General features: G+C 63.8%; 16 protein-coding genes. 3 read left to right on the top strand and 13 right to left on the bottom strand.

The genetic code is table 11. The features are described from left to right. Window positions 1–59: 59 nt before the first annotated feature. Window positions 60–824, bottom strand: coding sequence for a GntR family transcriptional regulator (locus ACE3TY_RS04425; protein WP_374651262.1), 765 nt, complete (start codon window positions 822–824; stop codon window positions 60–62). Window positions 825–885: 61 nt separating this feature from the next. On the opposite strand from ACE3TY_RS04425, the gene ACE3TY_RS04420 reads away from it, so the two are divergent. Further along, window positions 886–2,427, top strand: a complete 1,542-nt coding sequence (locus tag ACE3TY_RS04420; RefSeq protein WP_374651260.1) for a UxaA family hydrolase — start codon at window positions 886–888, stop codon at window positions 2,425–2,427. Between the two features lie 147 nt (window positions 2,428–2,574). Here the strand turns inward: ACE3TY_RS04420 and ACE3TY_RS04415 are convergent, their stop codons facing one another. Genes ACE3TY_RS04415 through ACE3TY_RS04400 form a run of 4 tightly spaced genes read right to left on the bottom strand, consistent with a single transcriptional unit; the run spans window position 2,575 to window position 6,999 of the window. Continuing rightward, window positions 2,575–3,549 carry a 2-dehydropantoate 2-reductase gene (locus ACE3TY_RS04415; protein ID WP_374651258.1) on the bottom strand — a complete coding sequence of 325 codons (975 nt, stop codon included), beginning with the start codon at window positions 3,547–3,549 and terminating at the stop codon, window positions 2,575–2,577. Continuing rightward, on the bottom strand, window positions 3,546–5,060 hold the full coding sequence (locus tag ACE3TY_RS04410) for an acyl--CoA ligase (RefSeq protein ID WP_374651256.1): 1,515 nt from the start codon (window positions 5,058–5,060) through the stop codon (window positions 3,546–3,548). Before ACE3TY_RS04410 ends, ACE3TY_RS04415 begins: the two co-directional genes overlap by 4 nt. Window positions 5,061–5,071: 11 nt before the next feature. Beyond that, window positions 5,072–5,488, bottom strand: coding sequence for a hypothetical protein (locus tag ACE3TY_RS04405; RefSeq protein WP_374651254.1), 417 nt, complete (start codon window positions 5,486–5,488; stop codon window positions 5,072–5,074). A gap of 2 nt (window positions 5,489–5,490) precedes the next feature. Next, window positions 5,491–6,999 carry a GMC family oxidoreductase gene (locus tag ACE3TY_RS04400; RefSeq protein WP_374651252.1) on the bottom strand — a complete coding sequence of 503 codons (1,509 nt, stop codon included), beginning with the start codon at window positions 6,997–6,999 and terminating at the stop codon, window positions 5,491–5,493. A gap of 114 nt (window positions 7,000–7,113) precedes the next feature. On the opposite strand from ACE3TY_RS04400, the gene ppaT reads away from it, so the two are divergent. Beyond that, window positions 7,114–8,289 carry a pyridoxamine--pyruvate transaminase gene (gene ppaT / locus ACE3TY_RS04395; protein ID WP_374651251.1) on the top strand — a complete coding sequence of 392 codons (1,176 nt, stop codon included), beginning with the start codon at window positions 7,114–7,116 and terminating at the stop codon, window positions 8,287–8,289. Between the two features lie 40 nt (window positions 8,290–8,329). Next, window positions 8,330–9,067 carry an SDR family NAD(P)-dependent oxidoreductase gene (locus ACE3TY_RS04390; protein WP_374651249.1) on the top strand — a complete coding sequence of 246 codons (738 nt, stop codon included), beginning with the start codon at window positions 8,330–8,332 and terminating at the stop codon, window positions 9,065–9,067. A 143-nt stretch (window positions 9,068–9,210) separates the two neighbouring features. Here ACE3TY_RS04390 and ACE3TY_RS04385 read toward each other — a convergent pair whose 3' ends face one another. The 8 genes from ACE3TY_RS04385 to ACE3TY_RS04350 all read right to left on the bottom strand — a co-directional run bounded on the left by ACE3TY_RS04385 (window position 9,211) and on the right by ACE3TY_RS04350 (window position 17,046). Continuing rightward, the gene (locus ACE3TY_RS04385) at window positions 9,211–10,017 is read right to left on the bottom strand and encodes an N-acyl homoserine lactonase family protein (protein WP_374651247.1); all 807 of its coding nucleotides are present in this window, start codon (window positions 10,015–10,017) and stop codon (window positions 9,211–9,213) included. A 32-nt stretch (window positions 10,018–10,049) separates the two neighbouring features. Beyond that, complete coding sequence (locus ACE3TY_RS04380; RefSeq protein ID WP_374651245.1) at window positions 10,050–10,985, bottom strand: ABC transporter permease; 936 nt, start codon at window positions 10,983–10,985, stop codon at window positions 10,050–10,052. 3 nt (window positions 10,986–10,988) lie between these two features. Then, complete coding sequence (locus ACE3TY_RS04375; protein ID WP_374651243.1) at window positions 10,989–12,065, bottom strand: ABC transporter permease; 1,077 nt, start codon at window positions 12,063–12,065, stop codon at window positions 10,989–10,991. After that, window positions 12,062–13,684 (bottom strand): ABC transporter ATP-binding protein, encoded by a 1,623-nt coding sequence (locus ACE3TY_RS04370; protein ID WP_374651241.1) that lies wholly within the window; start codon window positions 13,682–13,684, stop codon window positions 12,062–12,064. The genes ACE3TY_RS04375 and ACE3TY_RS04370 overlap by 4 nt, the downstream gene beginning before the upstream one ends. 60 nt (window positions 13,685–13,744) lie before the next feature. After that, window positions 13,745–14,809: a BMP family protein gene (locus tag ACE3TY_RS04365; RefSeq protein ID WP_374651240.1), complete on the bottom strand. Its 1,065-nt coding sequence runs from the start codon at window positions 14,807–14,809 to the stop codon at window positions 13,745–13,747. 205 nt (window positions 14,810–15,014) lie between these two features. After that, window positions 15,015–15,932: a 3-hydroxyacyl-CoA dehydrogenase NAD-binding domain-containing protein gene (locus ACE3TY_RS04360; protein WP_374651238.1), complete on the bottom strand. Its 918-nt coding sequence runs from the start codon at window positions 15,930–15,932 to the stop codon at window positions 15,015–15,017. A gap of 67 nt (window positions 15,933–15,999) precedes the next feature. Next, window positions 16,000–16,605 carry a glutathione S-transferase family protein gene (locus ACE3TY_RS04355; protein WP_374651236.1) on the bottom strand — a complete coding sequence of 202 codons (606 nt, stop codon included), beginning with the start codon at window positions 16,603–16,605 and terminating at the stop codon, window positions 16,000–16,002. A 60-nt stretch (window positions 16,606–16,665) separates the two neighbouring features. After that, a complete protein-coding gene (locus tag ACE3TY_RS04350) occupies window positions 16,666–17,046 on the bottom strand; it encodes a RidA family protein (RefSeq protein WP_374651234.1) in 381 nt (126 codons plus the stop codon). Between the last annotated feature and the right edge of the window lie 2 nt (window positions 17,047–17,048).

Below are 17,048 nucleotides of genomic sequence, written 5' to 3'. Positions count from 1 at the left end.
CGGGGAGAGGGGTGGGGTGAGGGGCTGCCGCCACTGACTGGCTTTACCGCCCCCTCACCCTACCCTCTCCCCCTGAGGGGGCGAGGGTTTTGTGAGACTGCCTTTGGAAAGCTTGCCTTGTCCGCGAAAATCTCCGGCTGTTTCTCCGCCAGGCTCAGCAATTCCTTCATCACGGCGTCGAGATGCGCGATCATCGCGGCGGCGGCGGCATCGCCGTCGCCGGCCGCGAGCGCGGTGACGATTTTTGCATGTTCGTCATAGGTGAGCTTGTGGCGGCGCTTGGTGGCGAGCAGGCGGCGAATGCGGTCGAGGCCGAGCCGGGCGCTTTCGACGGTTGCACGCACGCGCTCGAAACCGAGGGCCGCGAAAATGATCTCGTGAAATTCAAGATCGAGCTTGTGGAAGCCGGCCGGATCGCCAGCTTGTGCCGCCGATTTCTGATAGCGGATGTTTCGCTGCAGCGCCGCCAATGCATCGGGCGGCATGTCGGCAGCCAGCGAGCGGACGGCTTCCGCTTCCAGCGCGCGGCGGAGGAACAGATTCTCGCGCACGTCGCTCAGGCGGATGAGCGAGACGATGGTGCCGCTCTGCGGGCGGATTTCAACAAGGCCTTCGGCCTGGAGGCGCGAGAGCGCTTCGGAAACGGGGAAACGGGAGACGCCCAGGCGCAAGCAAAGCGCGTTCTTGTCCAACTGCGTGCCTGGTGAAAGCTCAAGTGAAACAATGGCTTCGCGCAAGGCAGCCACGACACGCGCGGTGGCGCCGCCACGCGTGGCCCCGCGCACGTCGCCCAGGAAACCGTAGGATTCCGCTTTCACATTCATACTAACATGTTAGAATGTAATCCATGAAACGCAACCTCTTTTTCACTTAAGCGGAAGCCAAATGAGCCAGCTCAGCGCCGTTGCCACCGAACCCCGCTCCATTCGCCTCTCGCCGCGAGACAATGTCGTCGTGGCGGTCGATGAGATCAGCCAAGGGGCGCTTGTTGCAGGCGGCATCGCCGCCAATGCGCGCGTGACAAGGGGGCACAAGATGGCGGTGGCGCCGATCGCCACGGGCGCGCCGGTACTGAAATTCGGCCAGATCATCGGCTTTGCCACGGAAGAGATCGCGCCCGGCGATTGGGTGCATGAACACAATACCAGCATGGGCGAATTCGAGCGCGACTATGCCTTTGCGGCCGGCGCTCGCAATGACGAGGTGCTGCCGGTTGAAGCCCGCGCCACGTTCCAGGGCTATCGCCGCGCCAATGGCAAGTCGGGCACGCGCAACTATATCGGCATTCTGACCTCGGTGAACTGCTCGGCTTCGGTCGCGCGCTTCATGGCGGAGGCGGTCACCAGATCCGGCATCCTCAAGGACTATCCCAATATCGACGGCATCATCCCCTTCGTCCACGGGACCGGCTGCGGCATGGCGGCGAAGGGCGAAGGCTTCGACATATTGAAGCGCACGCAATGGGGCTATGCCACCAACCCGAACCTTGCCGGCGTGCTGCTGGTGGGTCTGGGCTGCGAGGTGTTCCAGATCAGCCGCATGAAGGAGATTTACAACATCGTCGAGAGCGACACCTTCCGCACCATGACCATCCAGGATACGGGCGGTACCAGGAAGACGATCGAGGCGGGTGTGGCGGCGATCAGTGAAATGCTGCCCAAGGCCAATGCGGTGAAGCGCGAAACCATTTCGGCGTCCGAACTCATTCTTGCTTTGCAATGCGGCGGGTCGGACGGCTATTCGGGCATCACCGCCAATCCGGCCCTGGGTGCCGCGGTCGACATTCTGGTCCGCCATGGCGGCACGGGCATTCTTTCCGAAACGCCGGAGATCTATGGTGCCGAGCATCTGCTGACGCGCCGCGCCGTCAACCGCGAGGTGGGCGAGAAGCTGATCGCCCGCATCAAATGGTGGGAAGCCTATGCCGCGAGGAATGGCGGTGAGATGAACAACAATCCCTCGCCCGGCAACAAGGCCGGCGGCCTCACCACCATCCTCGAAAAATCGCTGGGGGCGGCGGCCAAGGGCGGCACCACCAACCTCACCGCCGTCTATGAATATGCCGAAGCCGTGACGGCGAAGGGCTTCGTCTTCATGGACACGCCGGGCTATGACCCGGTCTCGGCCACCGGGCAGGTCGCGGGTGGGGCCAACATCCTCTGCTTCACCACGGGACGCGGCTCGGCCTATGGCTGCAAGCCCACGCCGTCCATCAAGCTCGCCACCAACACGCCGATGTATCAGCGCATGGTCGAGGACATGGACATCAATTGCGGCGACATCCTGGACGGCGTCACGGTGCAGGAAAAGGGCCAGGAGATTTTCGACCTGATCCTGCGCGTGGCCTCGGGCGAAAAGTCGAAGTCGGAACAGCTTGGTTACGGCGACAATGAATTCGTGCCCTGGCAGATCGGGGCGACGATGTAGTTTCGGCTGGAAAGAGTGGATCCCCGGGTCAAGCCCGGGGATGACGGCATTTTATGCTGGCCGAAACTTTTTTTATGTTGGCCACATTTTTTTAACGCGTCATGCCCGGGCTTGACCCGGCCATCCACTCTCTCGCGTTGAGTACTGCTACACCAATCCCAGCAGTTCCGCCTTCTGCCTGACCAGCGCGTAGACCGTGTCGATCATCGGCGTCGGCACCTCCACCAGTTTCCCGAGGTCGCGCACGGCGCCGACGATGGCGTCGAGTTCGATGGGGCGGCCGCGTTCGATGTCCTGCAGCATCGAGGTCTTGTGTTCGCCGACGGCGGCGGCGCCGTTGATGCGCTTTTCGACGTCGATCGGCATCCTGACGCCGAGCGCATTCGCGATGGCTTCGGCTTCCGACATCATCGCCTTGGCAATGGCGCGCGTCTCCGCGTCGCCGCAGATGCGCGCCAAGGTGCCGCCGGTCAAGGCCGAGAGCGGATTGAAGGCGACATTGCCCCAGAGCTTGACCCAGATCTCGGTGCGGATGTCGGGTTTCACCGGCGCCTTGAAGCCGGCCGCGATGAAGGCGGCGCTCAAGGCCGCGACGCGCTCGGTCCTGATGCCGCTGGCTTCGCCCAGCGAGAAGCGGTCATTCTCGACGTGGTGGATATGGCCAGGCGCCACGACCTCCGCCGCCGGATAGACGACGCAGCCGATGACGCGCTGGGGACCGACGAGCTGCCAGAGCTTGTCCCCCGGATCGACCGAAGGCAGGCGCGCATCCTTGAGCGGCCCCTCGGCCCCATAGAAATACCACCAGGGGACGCCGTTGACGGCCATCACCACGCCGGTGTCGGCGCCGAGCAAGGGAGCGAGTTTGTCGGCGATGCCGGGGACGGCATTGGCCTTCAGCGCCACGATGACGAAATCCTGCGGGCCAGCCTCGCGCGCGTCCTCCGTGGCTTTGGGATGCACGGTGAAATCGCCGGAATGGCCGGTGAGGTGCAGGCCTTTCTCTTTCAATGCGGCGAGATGGGGGCCGCGCGCGATGAGCGTTACCTCGTGCCCCGTGCGCGCGAGATGCGCGCCGATGAGGCCGCCGATGGCGCCGGCACCGTAGATTGCAACCCTCATGCGCCAAGGCCCAGCTTCTGCGCCAGGCCAATGCGCTGCAGCTTGCCGGTGGCGCCCTTGGGGATTTCAGCGAGGAAGAGGATCTTCTTCGGCACCTTGAAATCGGCAAGCCGCGCGGCGGCGAAGTCGCGGAGGTCCTTCTCGGTGGCGCTCTGCCCTTCCTTGAGGACCACGGCGGCGCCCACTTCCTCGCCGAGCTTTTCATGCGGAATGCCGAAGGTGACGATCTGCGCCACAGCCGGATGATCCATCAGGATGTCGTCGACCTCGCGCGGGGAAATCTTCTCGCCGCCGCGATTGATGATCTCCTTGAGGCGCCCGGTGAGGCGCAGATAGCCCTCCGCATCCAGGGTGCCCTGGTCGCCGGTGCGGAACCAGCCGTCGCGGAAGCCTTCTTCATTGGCCTTCGCGTTGTTGGCATAGCCCGGCGTCACATTGGCGCCCTTGATGACGATCTCGCCCACCTCGCCCGGTGGCAGCAGCTTGCCGTCAAGGGCCATGATGGCGACCTCCGGGCCGGCGGCGATACCCACCGAGCCGGGCTTGCGGGGTTTGGGCGGCAGCGGGTTGCTGGCCATCTGATGCGCGGCCTCGGTCATGCCGTAAGCCTCGATGACCGGACAGCCGAAGGTCTCCTCCAGCTGCTTCATCACCTGCGGCGGAAGGCTTGCCGAGGAGGAGCGGATGAAGCGCAGTTTACGCCGCGCCAGCACATCGGCATTGCGGTCGGCGCGCGCCAGCACGGTCTGGTGCATGGTCGGCACGGCCGTGTACCAGGTGGCCCGGGATTCATCGAGCTGGGCGAAGAATTTCAACGCATTGAAGCCCGGCGGGACATGCACCGAGGCGCCGGCCGCGAAGGAGGAAAGCAAGGCGGCGATGAGGCCATGGATGTGGAAGAGCGGCATCACCACCAGCGAACGGTCGGCCGAGGTGAGCGACAGGGTGCGCACGATATTGCCGGCGGAGGTCGCAAGGTTGCGGTGGGTGAGCGGCACGATCTTGGGCCGCGAGGTGGTGCCCGATGTATGCAGCACCAGGGCCACGTCATCGGGCGACGGGTTGGGGGCGCCGTGATCGGCGAAGGGAACGGACAGGGTCAGCGCGCCGGCGAGGCCGCTGAGGTCGGGCGTCACGTCGACGACCGGCACGCCGCGCTTCCGCGCCACTTCGCGCGCCGGCGACTCCGGCCCGCCGAGGAGGAGCAGCGCCTTGGCGTCGAGATCGCCCAAATAGAAGTCGAATTCGTCGGCGCGGTAGGCGGCGTTGAGGGGTGCCGCGACGGCATAGCTGGCGACGGCCACGAACATCGCCGCCATTTCCGGCCCGTTCGGCATGACGATGGCGACCGCGTCGCGCGGGCCGATGCCGATGGCACGCAAGGCACCGCCGATCTTCCGCACGAGCGTGTTGAGGTCGCCGCGATTCATGCTGCGCCGTTCGGGGGCGCCGATGGCGTCGGCTGCGGGGCTGCCTTGCAGCAAGGCTGGAACGTTGGTGGCGGCGGTCATGATGGGCATCCTTAGGGTGCGATGTCGGTGAGGTCGCAGGCCACCCTGCCCGGCCCGGCGGGGGCGGCGCAAGTGGCTTCGAGATAGGCGGCGGATTGCTGGCGCGGGAGCGTGAGATCGACCTGGCCCGTGCTATCGCGCCAGTTCGCCAGGCGCCCGCAGACGATGTTCTCGATCATCAGGCGCCGCTCCATATCGTCGCGGTTGACGAAGAGCGCATGGTCCGAGACCTGCTGGCGCAAAGCGATATCGAAAGTGGTGCCGGGGACGAGCGTCCCCAAGTCGCGCTCGACCCAATGGCCGTAGACGATCCTGCAGGAGAGGGGTTCGGCACCGGTATTGGTGAGCTGCAGATTGACCGGCCGGTCGGACGGCAAGGCGGCGCAGGCGGCGAGGATCGGCAGCAGCAGAAAGGCGGGGAATTTCATCGTCACGTTCCGGTGGGGCCAAGCGGTGCCTTACCCAATAGCAGGTCCGAGGCCCGTTCGGCGATGGCGATGATGGCGGCGTTGATCGGACCGGTGGTGATGCTGGGGAGAATCGAGGCGTCGCAGACATGGAGCCCGTCGAGGCCCCGGACCTTGAGGTCGAGGCCGACCACGGCATCGGCGCCCTGCCCCATGCGGCAGGTTCCGGCCGGGTGATGATGCGTGAACGCGGCCTGCTCCAGGAAACGAACGCGGTCCTTGTGCGACGGGCCGGGCAGGATTTCGCGATCACGCCATTCGTCCAAAGCATGTGCGCTGCCGATCTCCTGCGCCATGGTGAGGGCATCGAGATAGACCGCGCGGTCGTAAGGATCGGTGAGGTAGGCGGGATCGATGAGGGGCATTGCCTTGGGGTCGCTGGAGGCGAGGCGGATGAAGCCGCGGCTCCGGGGATGGGTGAAGCCGAACATGAGCGTATAGGCCGACCCCAGGGGCGGGGCCGCGAAGCATTCGGTCACCACGGGGGCTGTGACGCAGGCCAGCACCAGTTCGGGCGCCGGCGACGCGCTGCCGGGCCGGGGCAGGTACATGAGGGCCTCCGAATTCTGGTAATGCGACGGCGGCACCGGGCGCCTGGCGGCATAGACGTTGCCGCCGGAGAGGAGATGGTCGTGGAGATTGCGCCCGACGCCTGGAAGATCGTGGCGCGGCGGCACGCCGACCGCCAGCAGTTCGTCGGCCGGGCCGATGCCGGAGCGCAGCAGCAGCAGCGGCGAGGCGATGGCGCCAGCGGCGAGGATGACGCCGCGCTCGGCCCGGATTTCGCGCGGGCCCGCCGGGCTTTCCACCAGCGCCCCGATGCAACGCTGCTGGACCAGGATCAGGGACAGGATCTGGGTGTTGGCGAGCAGCGTGAAATTGGCGCGGCCCTCGGTCAGCGGCAGATAGGCGTCGGTAATGGTCTGGCGCTTGCCATCCTTGATGGTGAGCGTATTGAGCGTTGGCCCCGCCATGCCGGAAGCATTGTGGTCGGCGATGGGGGCAAAGCCGCGTTCTTCGCCAGCCGCGAGATAAGCGCGCGTCACGGGGCTCGCGTCGAGCGGGCGGATGAGATGGAGCGGGCCCCGCTCGCTCAAGTCGAAATAAGGCAGCAGATCGGCATGGCCCCAGCCCGGGCAGTTCCAGCGGTCGAAATCGGAAGCGTGCCCGCGCACATGCGCCATGGCGTTGATGGCGGTCGATCCGCCCAGCACCTTGCCGCGCGGCCAGTCGTGAACCCGGTTGGCCGTGCCTTTTTGCGGAACGGTGCGATAGGCCCAGTCGATCTCGCTCCCCTGCAGCAGCGGCCATTTCGCCGGCGCGGCGATGAGCGGATTGCGCGCCGGCCCACCGGCCTCGACCAGCCCGACCTTCAGGGCTGGATCGGCACTGAGGCGCGCCGCGAGGACCGCCCCCGCGGTCCCCGCACCAATTACCAGATAGTCGAACCAATCTGCCGTGGAAGGGGTCATGACGTGCCGCACCAATCCATCATTGCGATGGATATTGTTTTCACTTTTCCGAACCAGAGTCTAGAATGTCCTGAACCAAAAACGCCGCACTGAACCAAAGGGGAGCATCCAACCATGGCAACCGCCGACCTCAAAGAACCAGTCGTTACACTTTCAGCCGGTCCGGTGGCTGCCTATCCGCGCGTCCTGCGCGCCATGTCGCGGCCGATTCCCTATGATTATGACCCGTATTTCCAGCATTTCTACGAGGGCGTCACCAAGAAGGCGGCAAGGGCCCTGAAGATGAAGGACCCGGCCCTCATCCTCCATGTCGAACCGGCTGCGGCCATTGAGGCGGCGGCCGCGTCGCTGATCGGGCCCAATGACACGGTACTCAATCTGGCCTCGGGCGTTTATGGCAAGGGGTTCGGATATTGGTCCGCCCGATACCATAAGGACATGGTCGAGATCGAGGTGCCGTTCAACGAGGCGATCGATCCGGCTGCCGTCGAGGCTGCCTTCAAAAAGCGTCCCGACATCAAGGTGGTGTCGCTGGTGCACCATGACACCCCCTCCGGCACCATCAACCCGGCCCGCGAGATCGGCCAGATCGTGCGCGCCCATGGCGCCCTGCTGCTGGTCGACGCCGTTTCCTCCTTCGGCGGCATGGATATCCATCCCGGCGATTGCGCGGCGGATGTCTTCATCACCGGTCCGGGTAAATGCCTTGGCGGCGCACCCGGCATCACCTTCATTGCCGTTTCGGACCGAGCCTGGGCGCATATGGAAGCAAATCCCGAGGCACCGCGCGCCTCGGTGCTCTCATATCTCGACTGGAAGGATGCGTGGCGGCATGACCAGCCCTTCCCCTTCACCCCCTCGGTCGCGGAGGTGAACGGTTTCGATGCGGTGCTCGACCAGTATCTCGATGAGGGGCCGGAGAAAGTATGGAAGCGCCACGCGCTGACCGCCGCCGCAACCCGCGCCGGCGTGCAGGCGATGGGATTGCAGCTTTGGGCCAAGACGGAAAGCATCGCCTCGCCCACCACAACGGCGGTGCGCATCCCGGAAGGCGTCACCGACAGCGCCATCATTTCAGCAGCGCGCGAGTTGTTCGGCGTCGTCTTCTCGACGGGGCGCAATGAGACGATGGGGAAATTGCTGCGCATCGGCCATATGGGGCTGGTGGCCGAACCGGTCTATGCGGTGGTCGCCATCACGGCATTGGGCGGCGCGCTGCGCAAGCTGGGCCAAAAGATCGACGTCAGTGCCGGGGTCAATGCGGCGCTGCAGGTCGTTGAGCGCGCCTGACATCTCGACAACGCGACAATAAACAACAGGGAGAGGGGACATGCAGAGGTTTCAAGGCCGCGTCGCGGTCGTTTCGGGCGCGGCGCAGGGCATGGGCAAGGCGGTGGCTCTACGCCTGGGAAGCGAAGGTGCCACCGTCATCGCCGCCGACATCAACGGCGCCGGCGCCGAGAAGACGGCCAAGGAAATCGGCGGCAAGTCGATCGGTGTGGCTTGCGATATCGGCGACGAAGCGGCCGTGGCGAAGCTCTTTGCGGAAGTTGCCAAGTTCGGCAAGCTGGACGTCCAGGTGAATGCCGCGGCGATCGTGCCCTTCACGCCCTGGGACAAGATCGACTTTGCCGAATGGCGCCGCATCATGCGCGTCAATCTCGACGGCCTCTTTCTGATGTGCAAGGCCGGCTCCGACATCATGCGAAAGGCCGATTACGGCCGCATCATCAATTTCTGCTCCAACTCGATCTTCGCCGGCACGCCCAACATGGCGCATTACGTGGCCTCGAAAGGCGGCGTCATGACCTTCAGCCGCGCGCTAGCCACCGAGCTCGGCGGCAACAAGATCACGGTCAATTGCGTGGCGCCGGGCCTAGTCAATTCCGAAAGCGTGCAGGCCAGCCAGCATAAGGAAGCGTTCGGCTTCGTCGAAATGCTGCAGGCGATCAAGGGCCACGGCCAACCGGAAGATGTCGTGCCGGCGGTGGCGTTCCTCGCCTCGGATGAAGCGCATTGGATCACGGGTCAGACGCTGGTAGTCGATGCCGGCATGGTGCGGTGGTAGGTGGTGCAGCTAACTCGGTCGCGTTCCTCTCCCTTTAGGGGGAGGTTAGGTGGGGGTCGAGGCGATGGCTCGTCGAGAATGGGACCGGCAACCACCGCCACCCCGACCCTCCCCCTGAAGGGAGAGGGAGAAGAGGTGTTACCTCAGGCGTAGAAATTCCCGCCCGTCTGGTAGTTCTTGAAGCTGTCCGGATCGTGCGAATAGAAGAGTTCGGCATCGTACTTGGCGGCAAGGTCCTTCAGGCGCTGCATCGATTTGAGGCTTGCCACGGGATCGAGGTGGAAGCTAGATATGCACATCATGTCCATGTTCTTCTGGCTGTAGCAGGCGTCGGCGCTGAAGAGCATCGGCCGCCGGCCTTCAAGTTCGACCATCAGGCTGTAATGGCCGGCGGTGTGGCCGGGCGTCTCGAACAGCCACAGGCCCTTGGCCAGCTCCTGATCGCCTTTCAGCGTTTCGAATTTCGGCGTGTACATGTCGAGGGCCGGATCGGCCGGCAGCGTCTTGCCCGCCGCCTTGGCGATTTCCGGCGCGAAGGAGAGATCGGAATAGCCGAGATGTTCGAAGGGCTGGGGATGCGAGCAGGCGTCGAGTTCGGCACCGTGACAGATGGTGCAGGCCTTGGTGAAGTATTTGTTCCCGCCGCAATGGTCGAAATGATAATGGGAGTTGATGACGTAGTTGATATCCTCCGGCTTGAAACCGATCTTGGCCAATTGCCCGGGCAGGGTCTGGTCCTTTTCCTGGATCGGCTTTTCGAAGGGCAGCACGCGCATGACATGGTCGAAATCGTAACCGGTGTCGAAGATGTAGCGCCCGTCGGGATGGTTGATCAGAACCGAATAGCAGGGGAAGCGGAGCTCGCCGCCAGGGCCGCGGTTCCAGAAGGCATGAAAGCCGTCGATGACCAGGGTACCGCCGTCCAGCAGATAGACTTTCGTATCGGACATGTTGAATCCTCCCCTTCAGACGCGAGATTATTCTATCGGTCGCCCCGCACATAAGGGAGACCCAAGGCCGGCGGCAGCACCGAATGGCGCGCGAAAATCACCAGCACCAGCATGACCATGGCAAAGGGCAACATCTGCACGACATCGGTCGGCACATTGACGCCGGCCACCTGCAGGGCCGTCGTCATGGCGAGACTGACACCGAAAAGCGACGCACCGACCAACACCCAGACAGGATTCCCCCGCGCCAGCATGGCAAGAACGATGCCGATGAAACCGGCACCATGGGTCATGAACGGCACGAAGAGGCCGGCACCCACATTGGCGAGATAGGCACCGCCGAGGCCGGCCAGGAACCCGGTCGAAAGGACAGCCGCCGAGCGCGTGGCGACGACGCCGATGCCGGCGGCATCGAGCGCCGCCGGCTTGGCGCCGGCCGCTTCGAGATTGAGGCCGACATAAGTCTTGCGGAACATCCAGGCGAAGAAGACGACCAGCGCCACCGCGACATAGACGACGATATTGTGGCTGAACAATGCCGCCCCCAGCACCGGAATGTCGGCAAGGAGCGGAATGGCGAGGACCGGCGCCTTGTCGAGGCGCGGATAGGTCTTGGCAAACTGGAAGAAGTGCAGCAGCGCGGTCAGGCCCTCGACACCGATGGTGAGCGCGATGCCGATGACGATCTGGTTGAGCCCCCGGCGGATGCAGAGGAGGACGACGAAGAAAGCCACAGCCATGCCGCCGAGCCCGCCGGCTAGGAAGCCCAGCCAGAAAGAGCCGGAATAATAGGCGGCGACGAAGCCGGTATAGGCGCCGAACAGCATCATGCCTTCGATGCCGATATTGAGCACGCCCGCTTTTTCCGAGATCTGCTCGCCAAGGCCCGCCAGAAGCAGCGGGACACCGGCGGTGACGGCGCCGAACAAGAGGGAGATGAGGAAAGGTTGGGTAAGAAGTTCGCTCATGAATCAGACCCCTGCCCGCTTGCGCCGGAGATGATCGAGATATTCGACCAGCGCCAGGAAGATCAACAGCAAGCCGACCAGCATGAGGACGAAATCCTGCGGCACGCCGATGCGGCGCGAGGCACTTTCGCCGCCAATCATGAGTACCGAGAAAAAGAGCGCAAAGCCGATGACGGCGATGCCGTTGAAGCGCGCCAGAAAGACCAGCGGCACGACGAGGAGGCCGTAGGCCGGATTCCAATCGGCCCGCACCGTGCCCCAGACGCCGAGGATTTCAACCGAGCTGGCAAGGCCGATCAGCCCGGCACTGAGCGCGAAGGTGGCGATGGTGAGCCAGCCGACCCGGAGCCCGGCATGGATCGCGGCGGCCGGATTGGCGCCGACAATCTGCAGGCGGAGGCCGAAGGCGGTCCGCGTCATCATCAGATGGACCAGGATGACCACGGCGAGTGCGATGAGAATGCCGGCATGGACATTGGTGCCGAAGATGCGGGGCAGCCGGTCGGCCACTTCCAGCGAACGGGTTTGCGGGACCGTCGTGGCGGGATCGCGGAAGAACAGTTTCACCAGCACATTGGCAAAGGAGGTGCCGAGGAAGCTCATCATCAGCGAGGTGATGATCTCGTTGATGCCGTAGCGTGCCTTGAGGATCGCGGGGATCAGCGACCACAAAGCCGCCACGACCATCGAGACCGCCATGCAGACGATAAGCGTGAGGCCGCGCGGCAGCGTTTCGATGAGAGCCGGGGCCAGTGCTGCCGTCACCACGGCCGCCAGCAGATACTGACCGTCGCCGCCCAGATTCCAGATGCCGGCACGAAAGGCCACGATGAGTCCGGAAGCAATCAGCAGCAGCGGCGCCATCCGGGTGAAGGTTTCCTGAAGCCCGCCCCAGCTCAACAAGCCGCGCTGCACGACATAGCCATAATAGGTGAAAGGGTTCTTGCCCAGAATGAGCAGGACGGCGCCACCGACGGCAAGGGCCAGCAGGATCGGCACCAGGATGCGGCCGATGGTTGCGGCATAGTCGCGCCAAAGATCGCCTGCGCGGTCCGGACCGGTGAGTTCGGCGGTACTCATGCGGCAGCCGTCCCGGTCATCAGTTTGCCGACCGCGAGTTCCGCCTGCGGGCCGTTCTCGACCACACCCGCCAGGCGGCCTTGATACATGACGGCGATGCGGTCGCTCAAGGCCAGCAATTCGTCGAGATCGGTCGAGATGACGATGGTGCCGAGACCGGCCAAGGCGCTCTCGCGGATGCGTTCATGGGCGAGGCGCGTATTCTGCAGGTCGAGACCGTAGGTCGGCTTGTTGAACACCACCACCGACGCATCCTGGCCAAGCTCGCGCGCCAGCAGCACCTTCTGGATATTGCCGCCGGAGAGCTTGCCGATCGGCGTCTTCTCGGACGGCGTGCGAATATCGTGATGGCGGATGCGGTCGCGGGCGTGATCGTGGATGCGGCCCCAATCGGTGAGGCCGCGCCGCCAGAAGGGTGCCGTACCGATTTCCTTCAGGAGCAGATTGGTGGCGACCGAGAAGGTCCCGACCGTGCCCTCGCCCAAGCGCTCATCGGTCACATAGCGGATGCCCGCCTGGCGCCGCGCCGGAACACTGGCGGCGCTGATATCCTTGCCGTCGAGCGTGATGCTGCCCGCGGTCAGCGCCCGTTGCCCCGCCAACATCTCCGCCAGATGCTTCTGCCCATTGCCGTCGATGCCGGCAATGCCGAGCACCTCGCCGGGCCACAGCTCGAAACTGACATTCAGCAGCGGACAGGCGCCGCGTTCGGCCGCTGTTGCGGCATGCGCAATTTGAAGGCGCGGCGGTCGGTCGCGATCGACCTTGTGCCTGTGGCCATGACCACGGCCGACCAGAATTTCCTTTTCCGACGCTGCAGCGCCGCCGACGGTGCCGAACATCATGGCGATGACGCGGTCGGTCATCTGCTGTTCGCTCAGCGCGCGGCGCTCTTCCGGTGGAATCGCACCGACCACGCGGCCGAGGCGCAGGACCGAGATCCGGTCGCCCAGCTCATAGGCTTCGGCAAGCTTGTGGGTGATGAGGATGAGTGCGACGCCCTTTTCGCGCAGGCGCCGCATCACGTCGCCCAGATCCTTGACGCCCTGGGGCGTCAGCATGGACGTGGGTTCGTCGAGGATGAGGATTTTTTCACCGCGCCAGAGGGCGCGCATGATTTCGACCTGCTGCTGCTCGCCCAGCGACAGCTTGCCGATGAGGGCGTCGGGGTCGAGTGTGATGCCGAGCAAGGCCGAAAGTTCGCGGAAGCGCGCAAGAGCGGCAGGCCGAGCCAGCTTCCGCCACCAGGAACCACCCAGCATCAGATTTTCGATGACGGTCAGGCTTGGCACCAGCAGGACGTGCTGGAAGACGGTGCCGATGCCGAGGTCGAGGCTTTGCCGCGGCGAGCCGATGCGGACGGCGCGGCCGTCGATGAGGATTTCGCCTTCGTCCGGTTGCTGCATGCCGGCGAGGATGCCGATCAGCGTCGATTTGCCGGCGCCGTTTTCGCCCAGCAGGACGTGAATCTCGCCCGCCTTGAAGTCGAGCGAGATATCGTCATTGGCAAGCACGCCCGGGAAGCGCTTGGTGACATGACGGACGGATGCGGCAGGAACGGTGGCGGGTTCGGCACCCACCACCGTTTTTTCCTGCGACATCAGGTCCGTGTTCGTCATCTCGCCACTTTGCAACGGGCTAGATAGCGAGTCCATCTTCATGAGCCGATCCGAACCGCCTTATTGGGCCGGCGCGTCGGTCACCGAGCTCATCAGGGCGCGGACCTTTTCCGCTTCCCAGACCGGCTCGATCTTCAGCGACCCGTCGACGATCTGCTTGCGCGTTTCGCTGACCGAGGCCCAGACATCGTCAGGAATGTGCTTGGTTTTCAGAAGCTGGACCGAATCGTCGGAAAGCTGGATCGAGTAGGGCTTGGTGCCGAACTTGTCGGCCTTCAGATCCTCGACCATCGCCGTGTAGACCGGGATCAGGTTCCAGACCACGGACGAGAGCAGATGCCCCTTGTCGATGGAGGTCTTGTCGCCGATCACGTCGATGAACCAGACGTTGCCGCCACCGGTCGATTTGGTCGTCTCGACCGCCTGCAGCATGCCGAAGGTGGCACCGTCGCCTTGGCCGAAGATGACATCGGCCCCGGCGCCGATCACGGATTCGGTGACGCGACGGCCGCCGGCGGCGTCGGAATAGGCAGCCGGGCCGATGACGGCATAGAGAATCATCACCGCCGGATCGGTTGCCTTGACGCCTTGCGCGAAGGCGGCCGATTGCGAGTTCCATGACGGCGGTTCGCCCGAGACGACGATGCCGACCGACTTCGTGGCCGAGGTCTTCGCCGCGAGCACGCCGGCGAGATAGGCGCCCTCGTGACCGCTCAACGTATAGTCGGCGACGGCACCTTCCTTGTTGGCGTCGGGCTTGTCGACGATAGCGACGGCGACACCCTTCTCGGCGCCGATTTCCGGTGCCGCGGTATTGTAGCCGCTGGCATGGGCGATCATCAGGCTGGCGCCATCATCGGCCAACTCTCGCAAGGTGGGATGCACATCGCCATAACCGAGGCCCGTGGCCGGCATGAATTCGATGCCCATCTTCTCGGCCACAGCCTTGGCGGCATCGAAGCCTTGCTGGTTCCAGCCGTAATCGGTCGGGTCTTCCGGCGTGAGAATGGCCAGCTTCTTCACGTCCTTGGCTTGCGCCGGCACCACGGCCAGCGCGGCACCGCCGACCAGCGTCAGGGCCAGCATGGAAACCTGCGCCCATTTGATCCATTTGGTTCTTGTCATGGTTCCTCTCCTGTTCTTCCGACATCCGGCCCTTCCCAGCACCAGGATGTCGATCATGTTAGAGATGCGATGCGGTTTCTTCTTGTTGTTGGAATTCGTGCTTACCCAATTTCGTCATGCCCGGACTTGATCCGGGCATCCACGCCATCAACTGCCGCAGTGGATCCCCGGGTCAAGCCCGGGGATGACGGAAGCGGCGGTCATATCAACTCTCCAGTGCCTTGCGGACGGCGACCAGCCGTTTCGCGCGCTGCTGCTGTAGTGCCGCGATCTTTTCCGGCGTGTAGCTGAAGACGCCACCGCCGGTCTTGATGCCCAATCTACCGGCAGCGGTCCGCTCGGTCACGAAGGGGCTGAGCGTGCCGCGATTGCAGAGCTCCTTGTTGAGATAGGAACCGACTGCCTGATAGATGTCGAGGCCGGCAACGTCGAGGAGCGCCATCGGGCCGATGACCGACAATTTATATCCGATGCCCCAGGAAACGCAGGTATCGAGCCCTTCGGCGTCGATGACGCCCTGGTCGACGAGATCGACACATTCGCGCAGCAGCGCATAGAGCACCCGGTTCTCGACGAAACCCGGGACATCCTTCTGCACCACGACAGGCAGGAGGCCCAAGCCCTTGATCGTCTCGACCATCCAGTCGCAGGTGGCCTTGGAGGTCTTCTCGCCGGCAATCACCTCGATCATCGGAATGACATGGGGCGGGTTGGACCAGTGCATGCCGACGACGCGTTCCGGCGCCGAGACATTGGCCTGCAGCTTGCTGATGGGAATGCCCGAGGTGTTGCTGGCGATGATGCAGCTTTTGTCGACCAGGGCGTCGATCTCCTTGAAGGCCTGCGCCTTGATCTCGAACTTCTCCGGCACGGTCTCGATCACCAAAGTGGCGCCGGCGACGCATTCCTTGAGGCTGTCGGCGATCTTCACCGTGGCGCCGCTGCTGCGATCGGGTGTGCCCAGATTGGTGAGCACGGTATTGGCCAGCGTCAAGCCGGCCGCGGCCTTCTTGCGCTGATCCTCCGATAGATCGAACGCGGTCACCTGCATGCCGGCGCGCAGCAGGGTTTGGGCGATGCCCGGCCCCATGGTGCCCAAACCGACGATAGCTGCCTTGGTCATGATCCCTCCTCGTTGAACCTTTGCCTGTCCCCGATGCGCCGGCTTATCCGCCGGCTGCATGATTTGTTCAAAGACCGACGGCTTTCTTGAATGCCGGCCGTTCGGTCAATTTCTTCCGCCACGCCTTGAGCGCCGCCAGTTCCGGCAGATCGACCGGGAAATCCAGGCAGCGATGCACGACGGGACCGAGTGCCACGTCCGCCAGGCTGAACTTGTCGCCGGCGGCCCAGCTCTTGCCCTTCAGGGCACCGTCGAGAATTTCAAGCTGCGCCTTCAGATCCTTCGAATCCGCCTCCCAACTGGCGGCGCGCTCGTTCGGCGCCTTTTTCGCTTCCTTGAAGATGCCGAGATAGGAAGGGTTGAGCGCTGCCAGCATCCAATCCATCCAGCGTTCGACCTCCGAGCGCTGCGCCGGGTCGGCGGGGTAGAGGTCGCTGTTCTTCTGCTTGTTGCAAATGTAGCGCAGAATCGTGTTCGATTCCCAAATCACGACCTTGTCATCGACCAGGGTCGGCACCTTGCCGTTGGGATTGAGGCTGAGATAGGCGGCATCGGCCGTGTTGTTGAACTGGCGGCCGTAATCCTCCCGCGCATAGGGCAGACCAAGTTCTTCCAGCAGAAAGATCACCTTCTGCACATTGCCCGACGTATTGCGTCCCAGAAGTCTCAACATGCTGCAAATCTCCCCTCTGATGACGCTTGTGCGCGCCACACTTTGTATCGATACACGCGCTCAGGCTTCAGGCTTGTAGGCGATCGCATCCATTTCAATTTTGCACTCGATGACCGCGCGCGCCTCGACCGTTGTGCGCGCCAAGACACCGGCCGGAAAATATTCGGCAAAGATCTTATTGTAGCGACCGAAATTGCGCGCATCCTCGATAAAGACCGTCATCTTCACGATGTCCGACAGCTCGGCACCTTCGAGGGCCAGAATGCGACGGACTGATTCAATCGTCCAGCGGGTTTCCTCTTCTATATTGCCTGCACACATGTTGCCGTTCTCGTCCTTGGCAACTTGTCCCGATACAAAAATGAAGTCGCCGGCGCGCACCGCCGGATGAAAGGGCAGATTGGGATTCTTCTTTCCGATCGGTTGAATCTTGTCGCTCATCC

The sequence above is a fragment of the Dongia sp. genome (assembly GCF_041918875.1).
GTDB lineage: Bacteria > Pseudomonadota > Alphaproteobacteria > Dongiales > Dongiaceae > Dongia.
Note: the sequence above shows the minus strand (reverse complement) of the source record. Positions and strands in the feature narration are given on the sequence as shown.

Bases quoted from the DNA above. Each gene is read 5' to 3' on its own strand.
- ACE3TY_RS04425 (WP_374651262.1), bottom strand. From the start codon at position 824: ATGAATGTGAAAGCGGAATCCTACGGTTTCCTGGGCGACGTGCGCGGG.
- ACE3TY_RS04420 (WP_374651260.1), top strand. From the start codon at position 886: ATGAGCCAGCTCAGCGCCGTTGCCACCGAACCCCGCTCCATTCGCCTC.
- ACE3TY_RS04415 (WP_374651258.1), bottom strand. From the start codon at position 3,549: ATGAGGGTTGCAATCTACGGTGCCGGCGCCATCGGCGGCCTCATCGGC.
- ACE3TY_RS04410 (WP_374651256.1), bottom strand. From the start codon at position 5,060: ATGACCGCCGCCACCAACGTTCCAGCCTTGCTGCAAGGCAGCCCCGCA.
- ACE3TY_RS04405 (WP_374651254.1), bottom strand. From the start codon at position 5,488: ATGAAATTCCCCGCCTTTCTGCTGCTGCCGATCCTCGCCGCCTGCGCC.
- ACE3TY_RS04400 (WP_374651252.1), bottom strand. From the start codon at position 6,999: ATGACCCCTTCCACGGCAGATTGGTTCGACTATCTGGTAATTGGTGCG.
- ppaT (WP_374651251.1), top strand. From the start codon at position 7,114: ATGGCAACCGCCGACCTCAAAGAACCAGTCGTTACACTTTCAGCCGGT.
- ACE3TY_RS04390 (WP_374651249.1), top strand. From the start codon at position 8,330: ATGCAGAGGTTTCAAGGCCGCGTCGCGGTCGTTTCGGGCGCGGCGCAG.
- ACE3TY_RS04385 (WP_374651247.1), bottom strand. From the start codon at position 10,017: ATGTCCGATACGAAAGTCTATCTGCTGGACGGCGGTACCCTGGTCATC.
- ACE3TY_RS04380 (WP_374651245.1), bottom strand. From the start codon at position 10,985: ATGAGCGAACTTCTTACCCAACCTTTCCTCATCTCCCTCTTGTTCGGC.
- ACE3TY_RS04375 (WP_374651243.1), bottom strand. From the start codon at position 12,065: ATGAGTACCGCCGAACTCACCGGTCCGGACCGCGCAGGCGATCTTTGG.
- ACE3TY_RS04370 (WP_374651241.1), bottom strand. From the start codon at position 13,684: ATGACGAACACGGACCTGATGTCGCAGGAAAAAACGGTGGTGGGTGCC.
- ACE3TY_RS04365 (WP_374651240.1), bottom strand. From the start codon at position 14,809: ATGACAAGAACCAAATGGATCAAATGGGCGCAGGTTTCCATGCTGGCC.
- ACE3TY_RS04360 (WP_374651238.1), bottom strand. From the start codon at position 15,932: ATGACCAAGGCAGCTATCGTCGGTTTGGGCACCATGGGGCCGGGCATC.
- ACE3TY_RS04355 (WP_374651236.1), bottom strand. From the start codon at position 16,605: ATGTTGAGACTTCTGGGACGCAATACGTCGGGCAATGTGCAGAAGGTG.
- ACE3TY_RS04350 (WP_374651234.1), bottom strand. From the start codon at position 17,046: ATGAGCGACAAGATTCAACCGATCGGAAAGAAGAATCCCAATCTGCCC.